Genomic DNA, 17,878 nt, shown 5'->3' with positions numbered 1-17,878 from the left:
CTTGGCACGATCCCGGACGGACGGACGCTGCACGCCTTTCTGGAATTGCTTCGGCTCAACAAAAAGGCGCGGCCATGCCCGCGCCTTTTTACTTGGGAGGATGACCGCTTACTTCGAGGCCAACTCGAAGCGATCGAGGTTCATCACCTTGGTCCACGCCTTGACGAAGTCCTTGACGAACTTGGCCTTGGCGTCGCCCGAGCCGTAGACTTCGGAGAGCGCGCGCAGTTGCGCATGCGAGCCGAAGATCAGGTCGGCACGGGTGCCGGTCCACTTCACTTGCTTGGTCTTGCGGTCGCGCGCCTCGTACACCTCGTCCGAACCCGGCTCGGAGCCGGCGGCCGGATCCCAGACGGTCGCCATCGAGAGCAGGTTGACGAAGAAGTCGTTGGTCAGTGTGCCCGGCCTGTCGGTGAAGACGCCGTGCTTCGAACCGCCGACATTGGCGCCGAGCACGCGCAGGCCGCCCACCAGCACCGTCATTTCCGGGGCGGTCAGCGTCAAGAGCTGGGCGCGGTCGACCAGCATCGCTTCGATCGACATCGGCTGCTTGCCTCTGCTGTAGTTGCGGAAACCGTCGACTTTCGGCTCCAGCGCGCCGAAGGAAGCTACATCTGTCTGCTCCTGCGAGGCGTCCATGCGGCCCGGCGTGAAGGGTACCTTGACCTCATTGCCGCCGTCCTTGGCCGCCTTCTCGACCGCGGCAACGCCGCCGAGCACGATGAGATCGGCGAGCGAGACCTTCTTGCCGCCGGTCTGCGCCGCGTTGAACTCCTTCTGGGTGGCTTCCAGCTTGGCCAGTACTTTCGAGAGCTGTGCCGGCTGGTTGACCTCCCAGTCCTTCTGGGGCTCAAGCCGGATGCGGCCGCCATTGGCGCCGCCGCGCTTGTCCGAGCCGCGGAAGGTCGAGGCCGAAGCCCAGGCGGTCGAGACCAGCTCCGAGACCGAGAGGCCTAAGGCCAGGATCTTCGCCTTGAGCGAGGCGATGTCCTGCTCGCTCACCAGTTCATGGTCGACGGCCGGGATCGGATCCTGCCAGATCAGCTCTTCCTTCGGCACGAGCGGGCCGAGATAGCGAACGACCGGACCCATGTCGCGGTGGGTGAGCTTGAACCAGGCGCGGGCGAAGGCGTCGGCGAACTCACCCGGGCGCTCATGGAAGCGGCGCGAGATCTTTTCATAGGCCGGATCGAAACGCAGCGCGAGGTCGGTGGTGAGCATGGACGGTGCGTGGCGCTTGGAGGGATTGTGCGCGTCCGGAACCGTGCTGGCGCCGGCACCGCCCTTCGGCGTCCACTGATGGGCGCCCGCCGGGCTCTTCGTCAGCTCCCATTCATAGTTGAACAAATTGTCGAAGAAATTGTTGCTCCATCTGGTCGGCGTCGTCGTCCAGATGACTTCGAGACCAGAGGTGATGGCATCGCCGGCGACGCCGGAGGCATATTTGCTCGACCAGCCGAGGCCCTGCGCCTCGATGCCGGCGCCTTCCGGCTCGGCTCCCACCAGCGAGGCGTCACCGGCGCCATGGGTCTTGCCGAAGCTGTGGCCGCCGGCGATCAGCGCGACGGTCTCCTCATCGTTCATCGCCATGCGGGCGAAGGTTTCGCGGATGTCGCGCGCGGCGGCGATCGGGTCCGGCTTGCCGTTCGGGCCTTCCGGATTGACGTAGATCAGGCCCATCTGCACGGCCCCGAGATGGCCATGCAGTTCGCGATCGCCCGAATAGCGCTCGTCGCCAAGCCACTTGGTCTCGGAGCCCCAGTCGACGTCCTGCTCCGGCTCCCACACGTCGGCGCGGCCGCCGGCGAAGCCGAAGGTCTTGAAGCCCATCGATTCCAGCGCGACGTTGCCGGTGAGGATCAGAAGGTCGGCCCAGGAGATCCTGCGGCCATATTTCTGCTTGACCGGCCACAGCAGCCGGCGCGCCTTGTCGAGATTGGCATTGTCCGGCCAGCTGTTCAGCGGCGCGAAACGCTGCTGACCCGCGCCGGCGCCGCCGCGCCCGTCGCCGATGCGATAGGTGCCGGCGCTGTGCCAGGCCATGCGGATGAACAGCGGCCCGTAATGGCCGAAGTCGGCCGGCCACCAGTCCTGCGAGTCCGTCATGACCTTGTGCAGGTCCGTGACCACCGCATCGAGATCGAGGCTGGCGAATTCCTTGGCGTAGTCGAAGTCTTCGCCCATCGGGTCCGAGAGGTTCGACTGCTGGTGTAGAACGGCAAGGTCGAGCTGGTTCGGCCACCAGTCGCGGTTGGTCCGGCCGGCGGATCCATGCGCCACGGGGCATTTTCCAGCGCTGTTGTCGTCGGTTTTCGCATCCATCTTAGTCTCCGATTCTGCCGAGGTTTTTTGCCGAGGTTGAATTTGCCGAGGTTGATTTTCCCGAGATTTTCGGGGGCAGCAATTGACCGCGCCAACCTGGAATGATTCCAGACTAGGTCGGCCGGCTGATAAAGACAAATTGCCTTTCCTGTTTGTTTTGATAACCTTTGCTTATGATTGGTCTCACCGTTCGCCAGATGCTTTATTTCGACGCGCTGGCGCAGACGCTGCATTTCGGCCGCGCCGCCAGGCTTGCCGGTGTCAGCCAGCCGGCGCTGTCTTCGCAGATTGCCGAGATGGAAGAACGACTGAACTGTCGTCTGTTCGAACGCGGCGGCAAGACAGTGCGGATGACCGACGAAGCGCATGCCTTGCAGCCACGCATCGAGCGCATCCTCGCCGATATCCGTGACGTCGAAACGACGGCGCGACGCGGCCGCCCCGCCATGGAGGGCCGCTTCCGGCTGGGCATCATCCCGACGGTGGCGCCGTATCTGCTGCCGCATGTGCTGCCGGAGCTGAAGATGCAATACCCTGCCCTGCAGCTCGAACTGCGCGAGGCGGTGACCGCATCGCTGGTCGAGGGCACGGCCACCGGCCGGCTCGACGCCTTTATCGCAGCGCTGCCGCTCGACCATCCGGGCCTCGTCACCGAGGAGCTCTTCCCCGATCGCTTCTTCCTAGCCGTGCCGTCGGGCGACCCGGCCTTCGCCTCACCGCCCGTGCCGCCGGAAAGCCCGGCGCTGGAGCGGTTGATGCTGCTCGAGGAAGGCCACTGCCTGCGCGAACAGGCCCTGGCCGTCTGCGGCAATGTGCGGCCGGTGGCGATGGCAAGCTACGGCGCGACCAGCCTGACGACGCTGCTGCAAATGGTGGCGCATGGGCTGGGTGTGACGCTCGTGCCGGAAATGGCGGCACGAGCCGCCGGCGTCATGCCTGACCTGAGGATCGTGCCGTTCCAGGAACCGATGCCGCAGCGCCTGATCTGCATGGCCTGGCGCCGCAATAAGGTAAGGCAGGACGAGTGTGTGGAACTGGCGCGGATTATTCGCGGGTTGGATCAGGCGGTGCTGGCGGCGTGAAGCACCCTTCCACGCCGTCTCCATCCCTGCACCCGATGGCCAGCCTGCAACAATGTTTCAGGGCACAAATATCAGAAATACATAGGTAAAAAACACCACGACATGGACCATACCGGTCAGGAACGTCGTTCTTTCGGTGCTAAAGCTTACGCTGCATATGAAAAGCGCCAAGACCAAAAGGACTGCATCAGCCGCCGGAAGCCCCAAGGTCAGCCCTCTGCCCGTCAGCAAGCTGGCGGCCGCGACCGCCGGTATCGTCAAACCGATCGTGGCGCAGGCCGAACCCATTGCGACGTTCAAGCCGCGCTGCAGCTCGTTGTTGAGTGAAGCTCGAACCGCCGAAATGGCCTCCGGCATCAAAACCAGCCCCGCGATCAACGCTCCCACAATGCTGTCGGCCTGGGTCACCTTGTAGGCGACGAGCGTATCCTCGACGCTCGCGGCGACCTGCTCGGCGAGCATGACAATTCCGATCAGCCCGCCCAGCAGCAGCAGAGCGCTGACAGAAATGCTTTCGTGAGGGGCAGTTCGCATCGAAACGTCGTGTGCGTGTTCCTGGACGAAGTCGTCCCGGTGCCGGACGGTCTGGGCGAACACGAAACTTGCATAGAGCAGCACTGAAAGGACGCTTACAAAACCGAGCTGAGCTGCCGAAAACGTGCCGGGATCCGTCGTTTGAGTATAGGTCGGCAAAACCAGCGTCATGACGGTCAGCGCGATCAGAACCGCGAGATATGCACTGGTCCCTTGGCGCACGATCGCCTGCTTGCGATGGCGCCAGCCGCCAAGCGTGAGACACATGCCGACAACGCCGGTAGAAGTAATCATCACCGTCGAGAAAACCGACTCACGTGCCAGTGTCGGGTTGTTCTCCCCATGCAGCATCATGGAAACGATGATCGAGACTTCGATTGCCGTCACGGCAAAGGTCAGCACCAATGTTCCGAAAGGCTCTCCTACGCGCCGGGCCACTGCCTCGGCATGATCGAGCACCACGAAAATGGTGGTGAACATGATCGCGCTCGAAAGCGCTCCAACAAGGATCCTGACGTTCAGCGAACCTTCGTCCACCGAAAGACCGCCGGCTCTGACCGCGACAGCCATCAGCAAGGCGACCAATGGCATCGTGTAGGAAATCACCGGCCGTCCGAAACCAGTCATCCAAGCCCCCATGCGTTTGTGCCAATCTAGCGGAAAAGCCTATGGAGAGCACCTCGGCCAGTATCGGTGGATCGCCTGAGGTTCGATACCTCAAGCGACAACCCGCGACCCGAAGATGCTGCAAGGGTGGTAACGTTGGCGGTATTCAGCACCGAAAGAGCAGGCCGGAGCTTCGCCGGCAGTGTCATGCCAGGATCGTTCGTTTCAGGGGTGGATGCAGTCAAGATCATCCGCGAACTGGATGAGGCGCTGCGGGCAGCGTGAGGCGAGGCGCCGTCAGCGCCCCACCAGCGCGTTGCGATGGCCGTAGATCTGCTTCAGCCTGGTCTCGGCGATCCTGCCTACTGCCTGCGGGCTGTGAAAATTCGCTATAAACGACTTCGCCGCGCCGCCGACGACGATCGCCATGTCGCGATTATCGGCAAGCGAGGCCATGATACGCGCCGCCTCATCGATGTCGGGTTCGGCCCATTTCTGTCCCTCGACGAAATACGGATACTGATCCGGTTCGACGTCGATCAATCTGCACGGGACGGGGAAGCCGGTTTCGCCGCTTACGAAATCCCTGCTGCCCGAAAAATCCGTGGCGATGACCGCCTTGCCGAGGGCCATCGCTTCGGCGATACCCAGGCCAAAGCCTTCCGAACGGTGCAAGGAGACGAAAACGTCGCAAGACGCGGTAAGGCTGTACATGTCGGCGCGGCTCAGAACATCGTCGATCAAGACGATCCTGCAGTCGTCCTGCGCCAGGCGCCGCACGGAGTTCAGTATTTCGACCCTCTGGGCGCTTTGGCCCATCGTCTTTATGACGAGGGAAACGTTCCGCTTCCTATCCTGCCCGAACGCGCGAAGATAAGCTTCCAGCACCGCCTGGGGATTCTTGCGGGTAGGGTAGGAGGAAAAGTCAAACGCGAACAGAAAAGCGGTCGCGTCACTCGAAATGCCGAAGCGGTCCCTGTTCGATCGCACGTCGGACGGCACTGAAACCGACACCGGCACGTGGATCACGGGACGATCGATCTCGGAGGCAAACGCATCCCGAACGAAGCTCGTTGGCGCCCATATTTCGTCGACCTGCCGGAGGCCGTCGATCCATTGCGGATGGATGCGCGGCAGTTCCCAGAAGGGACGCAGGATATTGTAGCGGTTCTGGAGCACGGCGCTGCCCACTCCACGAACCGTGGACCTCAGCATGTCGGCGTTGACGCAAAAGATGTTGACCGTTTTCGATGGCGTGTCGGTGAGCCGATCCTCGAGCGCGCGATCCTTCTGCGAGGAACGCACCTGCTCATCAAAGTTCACGACCTCATAGCTGACGTCCGCGCTTTCGATCGAGCGGGCAAGCGACCGCATGGCCTCTCCGACACCGATCTCGGCGAACGGATAACCGATAAGCGATACCCCATGACCGAGCGGCAACGATCCGCCACCAAAGGCGGCGGGCCAGGCGCGCCTGAACAATCCGTCAAGAAAACGCTTGCGCGTCGCCGGCGGGACCTGCCTGTAGAGCCATCCGATGTTGGGCTGAACTTTCATCAGCAGCCGATAGGCGACCCGCGCGGCATCGGCTGCGAGCTTCGAGTTGCCCGTGGGTTTCCTGGCCTGCGCCCCGAGATCGGAAATTCTTTTCGCGACGGGTCGTATGAATTCCGGAGGAACTTTCGCTTCGGCGGCACCCCCGGAAACGAACCAATGGGCGTAGCTCAGCTGCGATTGGCTTCCCCGCAGGTCGAAGTGCGCCCGCAGATCGGACCGTGTCGTCCAGAGCGCATGGGCAAATCGCGTGACGACCCCGTCAGGATTCGGATCAAGGTCCGCCGGGCGGTTGAGGTAGGCGGGCAAATCCGCGAACGGATCTCCTGAAAAAGGTTCGAGCTGCTCGCGAAAGAGGCGCCTGGCCGCATCCGGAATGCCGGTCCCGTCGGTGAAGGTTCCGAAACCGTACGGGATTCTTGAGAACCGGTGCAGTCCGAATTTCTCGAGACGATCATGATAATCGTCGAAAAGCGCCTGCAGTTCAGGGGTGCTGCCGGGCTTCCATCGTCTCTGATGCTTCGACAGGATCGACCGGTTCCCCGGGACCACGCCGCTGAAATGGAAAAAAGCGAGCGGCACACCATCGACCTCATAGGCATCGCCCCTCCGTCTGACCGGGCGGCTGTCGAGGTTCCAGTACGCCACATTGTAGGCCGGATTGCGCAGAATGCTCGTTCCCGGGCAGTAGGCCGGCCACAGGTCGATGAATTTCTGGTCGACGAAAAGGCCGTCGGCAACCCGGTTGGAGACGCATTCGGTGCGCAAGCGTGTTTCCCACCATTTCAGCAACCGAAGCGTCTCGGGCGTGTCGGCCAGAGCCATGAAGCCCAGATTAAAGACGCCGGCCTGCATGAACGTCAGATCGTTCGGGCTGTCCGGGTGCAAATTCGGCGCCAGCGCGTGCGGCGTAAGAACCGACGATGCCCCGCCGTCGAGAACATCGAACAGCTCGTCGAAACGACGATAGGCTATGATGTCGGGATCGAGATAGATGACGCGATCATATCCCTCGGCAAACAGCCGGCTAAACAGTGTCGGCTTGATCGCCGTGTTCAACTCCATGACATCGTATCGGAAGCTGTAGGCCTGACGATCCGGCAGATCGAGCTCGTCGAAGAAGACGCATTTGTCGAATTCTGGGAAATCGCCGGCGGTCAGGTCATCGCGCCCGGTATCGGCGATGGCGATTATGCGTGCGACGTCCGGATGGTACGCGGCCAGAGATGAGGCAAGCGCGCGCGCATAGTGCAGGTAATTCCAGGACGAGATCGTGAAAAACGCGGTCCTTGCCACACCAACTCCAGGTCCCGGTCCGCCTTTGACTTGCGGTCCATAGCGCAAGTCGGCCCTGAGATCATATCGATGCGCCAAAGGCAAGCTTGACCAGCGCCTAACCGTCTTTCCGGCCGGCTCGCGGGGCATTTGGCCGTTCAATACCCCCAAAGTGCCGACAGGTCGCGTCCGATCAATCTTCCCGCAGTCTTAACCTGCGGAGCAAAAAGCGCTCTCAGCTCGGCAACAAGATCCGGCTCGACTGTCAACTGTTCATCCGCCGCCTGGTTTTCCCATACCCGCCGATTGACCGCGACGCCAAGGAATGACCGCAGGCCTCTCTCCCAACGGCCTCTTCGCCAGAAACCGCGAGGTTGCAGCAAATCGTCGTAGATCAGAACCAGGATCTGCTTCCGGGCAAAACACGCGAAATAGCGCTCGAGACTCCGCCCGTAGAAGGAATGCGTGACGTTCAGCGCGGCGGAATACCAGCGATCTGGCGCCGGGTCGCCCGCTTGCAGATCGGACAGACCCCGCCTGATGTAAGCATTCACGTCGAGGCGAAGATCGCTGTCCAGGGAAGGGTCTTGTGTCTGCCGCATGTGGCAGTACTGCGAAAGCATGCGCGCTATCGGCTCGCGCAGCGTGGCAATGATCCTGGCGTCGGGATTGTATGACTTGATGCGCTGCGGTACGCACGCGCCCGACAGATAGACCGGCGAGAAGTCGGCAATATAGCGATGCTGCCCACGCGCTTCCGCAAAACGCAGATCGTAGAGTGTCTGCGTCAGCTCGGGCGTGATGCCGAAGCCATTGACCTCTTTCCCGTCCGGAACAAAAACCTGTCCCGTCGCGGCCAGCATCCTGGCAAGGCTGGTGGTGGCCGTGCGGGGAGCGCCGACGCCAATCAGATTCACGCGCCGGGCATCCTGGATGCCGCGCGTTCGCAAACCGGGCCGGGCGGTGCTTTGCTCGCTCATAGTCTCTTCACTTCGCGACAAACTGACCGGGCTGCAAGTCAGGTAAATGCCGTTTGAACAATTTTGTTTTGTCTGCTCTGCCGCTTTGATGGCGAGGTTCGCGACAGTGACGCCCGTTTGGCTCCGCATGTCCACGAAGGCGTCAGGCGGACAGTCTTTTGTTAATGCGTGGAAACGGCTGTTGAAGCATACGAGCCGCGTCGATATAGGTCAGCTGCGAAATCGCACGGCACGGGGTCAGGGCATTGCCAACCGAAGCACGTTCGGCCCGTGCGCCGGGGCAAGAACAATCATCCGGGAATCCTCAGCGCAGCAGGCTCAGGGATTTCGCCATCGCACTCCTCCTTGGGCTCGTTGCCTTCGTTGTGTTTAACGCCAATATGCGGTCGATCCCGGCAGGCGACACATATGGCGCGCGCTATCTGCCTTTTTCGATCTGGCGCAACCACAGTCTGCTTCTCGACCCCATCGTGAATGTGGTCGCGCAGGGCCGCCAGCCGCCGGCGGTTCAAGGCAAAGGCAGCAGCGCGTACTGGATATTGATGGGGCGTGACGGTCATTTCATCTCGCAATATCCCCTCGCGGTTCCGGTGGTGATCGCGCCGGTCTATCTGCCGGCCGTCAAATATCTGGAAGCAAGAAACTGGAATCCGCTGCTGGTCGACAGGGTCGCGCGGATCATGGAGAAGCTTTGCGCATCGCTACTCGCGGCCGCTTCGGTGGCGCTTTTCTATCTTGTGCTGCGACGGCGCAGCACGCCGCGAATTGCCGCGCTTCTCTCCCTGCTCTACGCCTTTGGCACGACGACCTGGGTGATCAGCAGCCAGGCACTCTGGATGCATGGGCTGGCCGAGTTGCTCATCGTCGCAACGATGCTGCTGGTCACCGGGCGATGTACCCCGGCGCGAGCGGCCGCGGCAGGCTTCCTTTGCGCTCTCATAGCAGTCAACCGCCAACCTGACGCCATCCTGGCAGCAAGCCTCGGACTCTACGGCCTTTGGTGGGCCGGACGCAGAATTCCGGTGTTCGTGATCTCGGGTCTGATCCCTGTTGCAATGGTCGTCGCCTACAATCTGGAGGTCGTCGGCAATATCGCCGGTGCATATGCCCTGGTCGATCGACCCAACGACTACAGCGAGGGCGTGATCGAAGGCATCGCGGGCCTGTTGTTCAGCCCGATGCGCGGTCTCTTCGTCTTCTCGCCGTTCCTGTTGTTCGTGCCTCTTTTCCTGATACCGGTTCTGCGCGACCCGAAGATGCGCGGTCTCACCATCGCGATGCTCTGCGCCGTCGCCGTGCAGGCGGTCCTTTATGCTTTTGTCGACTGGCGACAGGGCGCGTCGTGGGGGCCGCGGTGGCTCACCGATTTCATTCCGATGTTGATATGGATGCTGCCGCCGGTACTGGCGGCGCTGTCATCAAGAGGCCGAGCCGTGTTCGCGCTGGCCTGCGGCCTGGCAGTCGCCATCCAGACGATCGGCGCGTTCTGGTACACTGGCGAGTCGGACAAAGTGCTGGTGGCTGCGGCAGGTCCGGACAAGATGCGGCCGGCGTGGGATATCAACAATGCTGCCTTTATCGCCGAACTGAGACATCCACCGGCTCCGATGGATCTCTTCGCCGAGCTCGGCGGCAGCGTTGACCAGATCAAAGTTGTCGAGGCCCCACCACCCGGAAACCCGGCCGCCGCGACATCGCGCCAGGTCGAGGTCATGGGCTGGGCGCTTGTCGACAGGAAAACCCCGGTGGACGTCGCGGTGTCGGTCGACGGCGAATCGATGGCCGGAACGGCTAAGTTCTTCGAGCGCAGCGACGTCGTGCAAACACTTCGCACGTCAAGTCCGGCGGGCTGGCGTATCGCCTTCCCGGTGGATCAGCTGGGGCCTGGCGAGCACGTGATGACGGCGCTTGTTCGCGCGCGGATGGGCGGGCCGACCCGCATGCTCATGGAGCGCAAATTTAGCCTGGCGCCGGATTCGCATCTGACGAATGTAGCGCTTCAGGCAGAGCAGGCACTGGCCGGACGCCTGCAAGCGCCCGGCTACTGGCTAACGTCCTTCACCAGCGGCATGGAGTTCGTCGAGCCGCATCCGGAGCTGAACACGTACCTGAATGCGGTGATGCTTGATGTCATGACCCCGGTAGCGAAGGAAGCCGGGATCGAGGATACGCTGGCACGGGTGCGCCATTACCTGAGCGACCAGATCGAGTCGGATGGTCTGGTCCGATACCATGGCCGGCCCGACGCACCGACGATCGGAACGCTTGGCTGCGCCATCACTCCCGACGCCGACGATACGGCCCTGGTCTGGAGGACAGCCCCCAGCAAGCAATCGGAGCTGCTGTCGGCGGCGCTGGCCACCCTCGACCAGTATAAAAGGCCGGACGGCCTTTATCGGACCTGGCTTGCGCCGCGTGACCGTTACCAGTGCCTCGATCCGGGCAAGGACCCTAACCCGGCGGATCTCGGCATCCAGACGCATGTCTATATGCTGCTTGCCGGGCAGGATGCGCTCGCGGCACAGGCGCTGTGCGAAGCGATGGTGCGCAAGGCGGATGATGACGACGTCTGGGTATACTACGCCAAGGCACCTCTTCTGCTCGCTCTTCGGCGCGTGGATGTGCGCAAGGCCGGCTGCAAGCTGAAAATCCCGCCATCCCGGCTGCACAGCACAGTGCCCGGCCAGGATATCTGGACCCGTGCGGTCGAGTTGCTACGGCAAACGGAAAACGGCGATGCCACGGCGCAAAGCCGCCTGGAGACAGCCGAACTTCTCGGCAAGATAGCCGGGAATGATTTTTCCCTGCTCAACAGTGCGCCACCGCTTTTCTATCACAATGACCTTAGCGCCTCGGTCCGGCGATTTTACTGGTCACAGGAACTCGGATATGCGCTCTGGCTGAGGCTTTACTTCGCAAACCAGTCCGTGCAGACGACGCTGCCGTGCCGATCCAGCGGCTCCGAACAGAAATGTGGTGAAATATGACGCCGCTCGAACCGGCAGTTGCGATCCGTTCCAGATCGATACGATCATGGCCTCGCCTGCTGTCCAGCATCCGTTTCGACGAGGTCTGCGCGCTTCAGGGCACACCGCTGATCGGAGCGACGCTTTCGCTCGGCGCCCTGACGATGAACAACATGCTGGAGACGGCCGTCGTCGTCGCCGGCAATCTGTGCCTGGTCGCGCATGTCTTTGTGTTCAACGACTGGTCCGGCATCGACGGCGACCTCAACGACCCCAAGCGGGCGGCAAGGACCTTTGCCGCAAAGGGCCTGTCGCGAAGCGAGGTTGGCTATCTTGCACTTTCGCTGCTGGGGCTCAGCCTGTTGCTGTTCGCGATGGTCGGCGCGACACCTTTCTTCATCGGGCTGTCAATTGCCGGCCTGAGCGCGCTTTATTCGGCGCCCGGCCTCCACCTCAAGGGTACGCCGCTTTTCAGCTCCGCCCTTCACCTTTCGGGCGGCGCGCTGCACTTTCTCCTCGGCTACGCGGCCTTTTCCGCAATCGACGCGCGCGGCCTCCTCGTCAGCTGCTTTTTTGCGCTCGTCTTCACCGCAGGTCATTTCACCCATGAAGCACGCGACCATGAGGGCGACACGTTCAACGATATCCGGACGAATGCGGTCGCCTTCGGCAAGAGGCAAAGTTTCGTTGCCGGCCTGGTGCTTTTTACGGCGGCCTATGTGTTGCTGGTCGGGCTCGCGATATTCGGCGTCGTCCCGCGCGTGCTGATGCTGGCTGCGGTGCTCTATCCGCTGCATCTCGCGGCGTCGGTGCGAGCGCTGCGGGCCGGCCTGACCTTTGAAAGCCTGGTCAGCCTCCAGCGCCGCTACCGTGCGCTTTACGCGATCATCGGCATCGTGACGGTCGTAGCCACGCTGACATCCCTGTCGGCATCATAATCCGGGTAAACAGCCAGGCGCCGCTCCGTTGCTTTCGATAATCGTCCCGGTTTTCAACGAGGTGGCAACCCTTCCGGGCGTGCTCGCCATGGTCAGCGAGGCGCTGCCGGCCGTCGACAAGGAAATCATTGTCGTGGACGACGGGTCCACCGACGGAACCCGCGAGTGGTTGCGCACCAATTTTCCGGATGGTCCTCGCTCCGGCGGCAATATGAGCGTCGACGCGCACAATGCTTTCGTCATCGCCGATGACCAACCTGCGGTCAGGACCATCATTCGGCCAACCTATCACCAGGAGAACAGCGGCAAGGGCGCCGCGGTGCGCACCGGACTTGCCGCTGCCAGCGGAGATGTGATCGTCATCCAGGACGCCGATCTCGAATATGATCCCGCCGACTGGGCCGTCATGTACGATCTCATCGCCAGGCGCAAAGTTGCCGACGTGGTCTACGGCTCGCGCTTCTATGGCCGGCCGCACCGTTCCTTGTACTTCCACCATTATGTGGCCAACAGGGTCATCTCGCTGACGTTCAACCTGCTCTACAACCAGACGCTCACCGACATCGAATGCTGCTATAAAATGTTCACCCGCGCCGTCAAAGAGCGGCTGCGCCTCACCTGCGATGATTTTGGCTGCGAAATACAAATGAGCGCCCAGATCGCGCGTGCCGGTGGCTTGCGCATCTATGAAGTCGGCATCAGCTACTACGGCCGGACTTACGACGAGGGCAAGAAGATCGGCTGGCGCGACGGGATCAGAGCGCTTTGGTATCTGATCCGGTTTCGCATTTTGTCCTGATGCCGACCGATGCCAGGTTGGAGAGGTTCAGCATTTCACGGAATCGCTGAACCGCTCCACGTGCTTGTTTTTGCGCAATTCCGGGCGGAGAACCGCTACGCACTTTTCCTGGAATTGCTCTGACGCGGATCAAGGACGTCCTATCCTGGATGGATCCCGGGTCACCACCGGCGGCGGCTTCCTGCCATAGGGAGCAACGTCTTCGCCGAGTTCGACCGGCGCTCCCTGCCCTTTCTTGCTGATGTGAAGCACCCATTGAAAGCCCCTGATCCCCGGGGGCTTCGCCAACGTCACCTGCAGGCCGGCGCTCGCAAGCAAGTCCACCAGCCAGGTCCGGTCGAATATCGTCGCATTCGTCGGGTCGAATTCGTTGATATACAGCGCGTTCTGGAAATCCTGCATCATCGGGAAATTCTTCTTCTCGAACAGGAACCATGTCGAGACGAGAATTCCGCGATCATGAAGGACCCGCGCCGTCTCCTTGATGTAGTGCTCGGTCTGCCGCTGGGTGGTGTGGGTAAAGACCGACCAGGCAATCATCAATGTCACGGCGCCGTCCTCGATCGGGAATGGAGCGAAACGCGGCAAGGACGGATCGGGATTGAATCCGGGATTGAAGACGTTGTGGTGCGCGAAGCTGAAACCGGGGTTGGCGGGCGTCAAATTCTCATGACACCACCTCACCATGCCTTCGTGCAGGTCGATGCCCCGGTATCTGGCCGGCACCGGCGATTGCTGCATCATCTGCCTGGCAAGCCGGCCGCAGCCCGAGCCGAAGTCGAATACATTGTCGTAGGCACCCTCCGGCACGTCCGCAAAGACAGGCTCGCCGCGTGGATTGTCGAACATCTCCGGATCGGTCGGGCCGACCAATTGCCGCATTTCAAACGGCGGAATGGGCAGTTCGGCCGGCAGGGAGCTTGTTCCGCCAATTTCTGCGGTTGCCTCCGCTTGCCGCGGCCACAGACCCTTCATCGACCAGGACGGCATGGCGGATTAACTCCAGTTCTCCGTCGGGCTTGACGAAAGCGTCGCCGAGTGGTTCACGCCGTCTTCTGCACCACCAGCCCCAGTTCTTCCACCATCGCCTCGCGCATCAGGAACTTCTGCGGCTTGCCGGTCACCGTCATCGGCAGTTCGGTGCGGAAGCGGATGTAGCGCGGCACCTTATAGTGGGCGATCTGGCCGGCGCAGAAGGCCTTGATCTCCTCGACGGTGGCGATCTGGCCGGGCTTCAAGACGATCCAGGCGCAGAGTTCCTCGCCATACTTGTCGTCGGGAATGCCGAAGACCTGCACTTCCTTGATTTTCGGATGGCGGTAGAGGAATTCCTCGACCTCGCGCGGATAGACGTTCTCGCCGCCGCGAATGACCATGTCCTTCACCCGGCCGACGATGTTGCAATAGCCCTCGGCATCGATGGTGGCGAGGTCGCCGGTGTGCATCCAGCCGTCGGCGTCGATCGCTTCTCGGGTCTTTTCGGCATCGTCCCAATAGCCCTTCATCACCGAATAGCCGCGCGTGCAGAGTTCGCCAGGCTCCCCGACCGCGACGGTGGCGCCATCGGCGCTGACCGCCTTGACCTCGACATGCGGATGGATGCGACCGACGGTGGAGACGCGCTTTTCCAACGGGTCGTCGACGCTGCTCTGGAAGGAGACCGGGCTGGTCTCGGTCATGCCATAGGCAATGGTCACTTGGCCCATATGCATCATCGACACCACCTTCTTCATCACCTCGATCGGGCACGGTGAGCCGGCCATGATGCCGGTGCGCAGGCTGGAAAGATCGAAGCCGGCGAAATCGGCATGGTCGAGCATGGCGACGAACATGGTCGGCACGCCGTAGAGCCCGGTGCAGCGTTCCTGCGCGGCCGCTTTCAGCGTCGCTCCGGCATCGAAACCTTCGCCCGGGAAAACCATGGTGGCACCCTTGGTGACACAGCCCATCGTGCCCATCGACATGCCGAAACAGTGGTAGAGCGGCACCGGGATGCAGAGCCGGTCATCGACGGTGAGCCTGATCGCCGAGGTGACGAAATTGCCGTTGTTGACGATGTTGGAATGCGTCAGCGTCGCTCCCTTCGGCGCGCCGGTCGTTCCGCTGGTGAACTGGATGTTGATGGCATCTCCCGGCTTCAGGCTTTCCGAGATGCGGTCGAGGCTGTCATGCTCGTCGCGGCCGGCCATGGCCAGCACATCGCCGAAATTGAACATGCCGGGCGAGTTGTCGTCGCCCATGCGGATGACGATCTTCAGCGCCGGCAGTTTTTTCGCCTTGAGCTTGCCGGGCTCGGCCAAGGCGATCTCCGGCGCCAGCGTCCCGATCATGCCGAGATAGTCGGAGGTCTTGAAGCTTACGGCGGTGACCAGCGCCTTGCAGCCCACCTTGTTGAGGGCAAATTCCAGCTCGGTCAGCCGATAGGCCGGGTTGATGTTGACCAGGATGAGGCCGACGCGCGCGGTGGCAAACTGCGTCACCAGCCACTCCCAACGGTTCGGCGACCAGATGCCGACACGGTCGCCCTTTTCCAGGCCAAGCGCCAGGAAGCCGGCGGCTAAAGCGTCGACCGCGTCCGACAACTCGCTCCAGGTGAAGCGCTTGTCCTGGCCGACGAAGACGGCGGCGTCGAGCGTGGCGTATTTGCTCACCGTGTCGGAAAACAGTTCGGGAATGGTCTTGTCGAGCAAAGGCACCGAGCGGTCGCCCGAGACATGCGCCTTGCCGCCCACTGGGGCAATGAAGGTGCCACTGGCGCGATGCCCGCGCAGATTGGTGGCGTTCATGAGCTCGTCGAGTTTGATCGCCATCGCCGTCTCCTCCCGGGACAAGTCAGCCTATCAGCCTGCCGGGGCAGAGGAAACCCGCCGAAGGTAGGGGGTTACGCGATCAGCGCGGCCACCTTCGCGGCGATGTCCTGCAAGAGCGCCTCATCGGCCGCATCACGCTGCTTCTTCGAAGCGACGAGACAGGCCTGCGACTTCAGAATCACCCCGTCGCCCAGCACTTTGAGGTGGTTGGCGCGCAGCGTCGAGCCAGTGGTGGTGATATCGACGATGACGTCGGCCAGGCCGGCCGCCGGGGCGCCTTCGGTGGCGCCTAGGCTTTCGACGATGCGGTAGACCTGGATGCCGTGCTTGAGCGAGAAGAACTGCTGCGTCAGCCGCCAGTATTTGGTGGCGATGCGCAAGCGCCGGCCGTGGCGCTGGCGGAAATCGGCGGCGACATCGTCGAGGTCGGCCATGGTCTCGACATCGAGCCAGATGTCGGGCACCGCCACCACGACGTCGGCATGTCCGAAGCCGAGGCGCGCGACGATCTCGGCGCATGCGTCCCAGTCGGCGAGACTTTCACGCAGAAGGTCTTCGCCGGTAATGCCGAGATCGACCGCGCCCTGGCCGATTTCGCCGGCAATCTCGGACGCCGAAAGGAAGGCCACCTCGACATTGTCGAGGCCGTCGATGCGGGCACGGTATCTGCGATCGTCCTCCGGAAGACTGACTGCCAGGCCGGCCTTGGCCAGCACTTCGAGAGACTGCTCCTTGAGACGGCCCTTCGACGGGATCGCCAGCGTGATCATCGCGCGCCCTCCCGCAAGGCTTCGATACGGTCGAGCCAGACCGAGAAGCCGACGCCAGGGATCGGCTTTTTTGCACCGAGCAGCGTCAGCAGCCGGTCGTAGCGGCCGCCGCCGGCCAGCGGGCGATCGCCATCGCCAGCAGCAATCTCGAAGACGAGGCCGGTATAATAGTCGAGCGGACGGCCGAAGGCGGCGTCATAGCGGATTTTCGCCGAGGACAGGCCATGCGCCTCTATCACCTTGGCGCGGGCGGCGAAATTCTCCAGCGCCGGTCCGAGCGACAGGCCGGCATCGGCGGCGAATTTTTCGAGCGCCGCAGTGGCGCCGTCAAGCGCGACGTCGATCTCGAGAAAACCTTTCAGCGCCGAGAAGGCTTCGTCGGACGGCCGCACGCTGCGCAGTTGCGCTTTCTCGATCAGCCGCCGCGCTATGTCGGCCGGCGCGCGGCCGGACGATGCCGACAGCCCGGCCTCCTCCATGCCGGTGGCAATGTGTGCGGCAAGGCCTTCCGCATCGCCGTCGAGCACCAGCAGGGCGACCGGACCGGAGAGCTGGCTGTTGCGCGGCGGGTTGGCGAGATCGGCAAGGGCGGCTTCCAGCATGGGCGCCGAGCCGAAGGCACGGGCAAGCCGCATGCGCCAGCCGCGCGGCAGGCCAAGGGCCGCCAGCACCGCCTCGAACAGGGTCTGGTCGCCAAGCGTGATGGCGAGCGGCCGGCCGGGCAGCACCAGCGACAGCAGCGCATGCGCGTCGGCCAGCGAGCGGGCGTCGGCGGCGGCCGTGTCGCGGTCACCGAGATCCTCGATGCCGGCCTGGAAAAACTCGTTGCCGCCCTCGCGGCGTTGGCGGAACACCTCGCCGAGATAGGAGTAGCGGCGCGGCGTTCCGGCCTGGCTGGCGATGTGGTCGAGGCAGACCGGAATTGTGAATTCCGGTCTGAGGCACAGTGTCTTGCCGGTCTCGCTCTCCGTCAGGAAGATGCGCCGGCGGAGATCCTCGCCCGCCATGTCGAGGAACGGATCGGCCGGCTGCAGGACAGCAACTTCGACAGCGTGGGTGTGGCGCTCGGCGAAGAGTTTGGTGATGTCGGCGGCGATGGCGGGGCGGGTGGTCATAATGCGCCACCTTCCCTTCTCCCCTTGTGGGAGAAGGTGGATCGGCGCGCAGCGTCGAGACGGATGAGGGGTGCTGGAAGGAATGAGGCGTCGGCGTTTCCTGGAACACCCCTCATCCGACCGAGCT

Annotated in this window: 14 protein-coding genes; 6 read left to right on the top strand and 8 right to left on the bottom strand. The window is 62.6% G+C overall.

The annotated features are described in order from the left end of the window. Positions 1 to 108: 108 nt before the first annotated feature. Positions 109 to 2,322 carry a catalase/peroxidase HPI gene (gene katG, locus RFM68_RS24880; RefSeq protein WP_320235684.1) on the bottom strand — a complete coding sequence of 738 codons (2,214 nt, stop codon included), beginning with the start codon at positions 2,320 to 2,322 and terminating at the stop codon, positions 109 to 111. Positions 2,323 to 2,495: 173 nt separating this feature from the next. Here katG and RFM68_RS24875 point away from each other — a divergent pair, with 173 nt between their 5' ends. Next, positions 2,496 to 3,404 carry a hydrogen peroxide-inducible genes activator gene (locus tag RFM68_RS24875; RefSeq protein WP_320235683.1) on the top strand — a complete coding sequence of 303 codons (909 nt, stop codon included), beginning with the start codon at positions 2,496 to 2,498 and terminating at the stop codon, positions 3,402 to 3,404. A 57-nt stretch (positions 3,405 to 3,461) separates the two neighbouring features. On the opposite strand, the gene RFM68_RS24870 is transcribed toward RFM68_RS24875, so the two are convergent. After that, positions 3,462 to 4,565 (bottom strand): calcium:cation antiporter, encoded by a 1,104-nt coding sequence (locus RFM68_RS24870; protein WP_320235682.1) that lies wholly within the window; start codon positions 4,563 to 4,565, stop codon positions 3,462 to 3,464. A gap of 135 nt (positions 4,566 to 4,700) precedes the next feature. Between RFM68_RS24870 and RFM68_RS24865 the strand changes: the two genes are divergently transcribed. Beyond that, a complete protein-coding gene (locus tag RFM68_RS24865) occupies positions 4,701 to 4,829 on the top strand; it encodes a hypothetical protein (protein WP_320235681.1) in 129 nt (42 codons plus the stop codon). Positions 4,830 to 4,841: 12 nt separating this feature from the next. Here the strand turns inward: RFM68_RS24865 and RFM68_RS24860 are convergent, their stop codons facing one another. After that, positions 4,842 to 6,953, bottom strand: coding sequence for a glycosyltransferase family 4 protein (locus RFM68_RS24860; protein ID WP_320235680.1), 2,112 nt, complete (start codon positions 6,951 to 6,953; stop codon positions 4,842 to 4,844). A 48-nt stretch (positions 6,954 to 7,001) separates the two neighbouring features. Between RFM68_RS24860 and RFM68_RS24855 the strand changes: the two genes are divergently transcribed. Then, the gene (locus RFM68_RS24855) at positions 7,002 to 7,328 is read left to right on the top strand and encodes a hypothetical protein (protein WP_320235679.1); all 327 of its coding nucleotides are present in this window, start codon (positions 7,002 to 7,004) and stop codon (positions 7,326 to 7,328) included. 203 nt (positions 7,329 to 7,531) lie between these two features. Here the strand turns inward: RFM68_RS24855 and RFM68_RS24850 are convergent, their stop codons facing one another. Next, positions 7,532 to 8,353, bottom strand: coding sequence for a sulfotransferase family protein (locus tag RFM68_RS24850; protein WP_320235678.1), 822 nt, complete (start codon positions 8,351 to 8,353; stop codon positions 7,532 to 7,534). Between the two features lie 245 nt (positions 8,354 to 8,598). Here RFM68_RS24850 and RFM68_RS24845 point away from each other — a divergent pair, with 245 nt between their 5' ends. From RFM68_RS24845 to RFM68_RS24835, 3 genes are read left to right on the top strand one after another with little or no spacing between them, the layout of a single operon-like run. Beyond that, the gene (locus RFM68_RS24845; RefSeq protein ID WP_320235677.1) at positions 8,599 to 11,340 is read left to right on the top strand and encodes a hypothetical protein; all 2,742 of its coding nucleotides are present in this window, start codon (positions 8,599 to 8,601) and stop codon (positions 11,338 to 11,340) included. After that, a complete protein-coding gene (locus RFM68_RS24840; RefSeq protein WP_320235676.1) occupies positions 11,337 to 12,257 on the top strand; it encodes a UbiA family prenyltransferase in 921 nt (306 codons plus the stop codon). The genes RFM68_RS24845 and RFM68_RS24840 overlap by 4 nt, the downstream gene beginning before the upstream one ends. A gap of 28 nt (positions 12,258 to 12,285) precedes the next feature. After that, on the top strand, positions 12,286 to 13,056 hold the full coding sequence (locus RFM68_RS24835) for a glycosyltransferase family 2 protein (protein ID WP_320235675.1): 771 nt from the start codon (positions 12,286 to 12,288) through the stop codon (positions 13,054 to 13,056). Between the two features lie 129 nt (positions 13,057 to 13,185). Here RFM68_RS24835 and RFM68_RS24830 read toward each other — a convergent pair whose 3' ends face one another. From RFM68_RS24830 to RFM68_RS24815, 4 genes are all read right to left on the bottom strand, one after another. Beyond that, positions 13,186 to 13,938 carry a class I SAM-dependent methyltransferase gene (locus tag RFM68_RS24830; RefSeq protein ID WP_320235674.1) on the bottom strand — a complete coding sequence of 251 codons (753 nt, stop codon included), beginning with the start codon at positions 13,936 to 13,938 and terminating at the stop codon, positions 13,186 to 13,188. Positions 13,939 to 14,099: 161 nt separating this feature from the next. Beyond that, a complete protein-coding gene (locus tag RFM68_RS24825; protein WP_320235673.1) occupies positions 14,100 to 15,866 on the bottom strand; it encodes an AMP-binding protein in 1,767 nt (588 codons plus the stop codon). Between the two features lie 71 nt (positions 15,867 to 15,937). After that, a complete protein-coding gene (gene hisG, locus RFM68_RS24820; protein ID WP_320235672.1) occupies positions 15,938 to 16,636 on the bottom strand; it encodes an ATP phosphoribosyltransferase in 699 nt (232 codons plus the stop codon). After that, a complete protein-coding gene (locus RFM68_RS24815; RefSeq protein ID WP_320235671.1) occupies positions 16,633 to 17,751 on the bottom strand; it encodes an ATP phosphoribosyltransferase regulatory subunit in 1,119 nt (372 codons plus the stop codon). Before RFM68_RS24815 ends, hisG begins: the two co-directional genes overlap by 4 nt. Positions 17,752 to 17,878 lie beyond the last annotated feature (127 nt).

The sequence above is a fragment of the Mesorhizobium montanum genome (assembly GCF_033977145.1).
Taxonomy (GTDB): Bacteria; Pseudomonadota; Alphaproteobacteria; order Rhizobiales; family Rhizobiaceae; genus Mesorhizobium; species Mesorhizobium montanum.
The sequence above is the reverse complement of the archived record's forward strand: the minus strand, read 5'-3'. Positions and strand labels throughout refer to the sequence as shown.

Coding starts and splice junctions, on each gene's coding strand:
- katG (WP_320235684.1), bottom strand. CDS start 2,322: ATGGATGCGAAAACCGACGACAACAGCGCTGGAAAATGCCCCGTGGCG.
- RFM68_RS24875 (WP_320235683.1), top strand. CDS start 2,496: ATGATTGGTCTCACCGTTCGCCAGATGCTTTATTTCGACGCGCTGGCG.
- RFM68_RS24870 (WP_320235682.1), bottom strand. CDS start 4,565: ATGACTGGTTTCGGACGGCCGGTGATTTCCTACACGATGCCATTGGTC.
- RFM68_RS24860 (WP_320235680.1), bottom strand. CDS start 6,953: ATGCAGGCCGGCGTCTTTAATCTGGGCTTCATGGCTCTGGCCGACACG.
- RFM68_RS24850 (WP_320235678.1), bottom strand. CDS start 8,353: ATGAGCGAGCAAAGCACCGCCCGGCCCGGTTTGCGAACGCGCGGCATC.
- RFM68_RS24840 (WP_320235676.1), top strand. CDS start 11,337: ATGACGCCGCTCGAACCGGCAGTTGCGATCCGTTCCAGATCGATACGA.
- RFM68_RS24830 (WP_320235674.1), bottom strand. CDS start 13,938: ATGCGGCAATTGGTCGGCCCGACCGATCCGGAGATGTTCGACAATCCA.
- RFM68_RS24825 (WP_320235673.1), bottom strand. CDS start 15,866: ATGGCGATCAAACTCGACGAGCTCATGAACGCCACCAATCTGCGCGGG.
- hisG (WP_320235672.1), bottom strand. CDS start 16,636: ATGATCACGCTGGCGATCCCGTCGAAGGGCCGTCTCAAGGAGCAGTCT.
- RFM68_RS24815 (WP_320235671.1), bottom strand. CDS start 17,751: ATGACCACCCGCCCCGCCATCGCCGCCGACATCACCAAACTCTTCGCC.